At 72.8% G+C, this 397-nt stretch carries 1 protein-coding gene; it reads right to left on the bottom strand.

Annotated elements, in window-relative coordinates; genetic code table 11:
* The coding region (locus G3I78_RS50195) for a family 16 glycoside hydrolase (protein WP_164437351.1) at window positions 1-397 on the bottom strand (397 nt) is incomplete at both ends.

Here is a 397-nt window from a genome sequence, read left to right as displayed (position 1 = left end):
GAGTCGTTCACCTGGATCTCGTGGCCGCAGTTCACGGCGATCCACGAGAGGTTGCCGGTCTCGTTGCCGTTGAACGTCGTCGGGCACCCGTCGACGGGCCCGGAGAGGTCCGGGAACCGGACCTGGACGCCGCTGTTGGCGCGCGCGTCGCCGGGCGCGTCGTCGCGGAACTGCACGACGAGCGAGAAGTCGCCGTACTGCCGGACCGGGTACCAGAGGGTGCCGAAGCCGCCGCCCGCGCCCGCCCGGGAGCGGATCGTGCCGTCGTCGAGCAGGTCGAACCCGCCGTCGCCCGCGTACTCCCAGGCGTCGAACGACTCGGCGGTGCCGTCGAAGATCACGTCGTACCCCTCGTCGGGCACCGCGGCCACGGCCGTCGCGGCCTTGGGCGCCGTGG

This window comes from Streptomyces sp. SID13726 (genome assembly GCF_010548375.1).
Taxonomy (GTDB): domain Bacteria; phylum Actinomycetota; class Actinomycetes; order Streptomycetales; family Streptomycetaceae; genus Streptomyces.
Note: the sequence above shows the minus strand (reverse complement) of the source record. Positions and strands in the feature narration are given on the sequence as shown.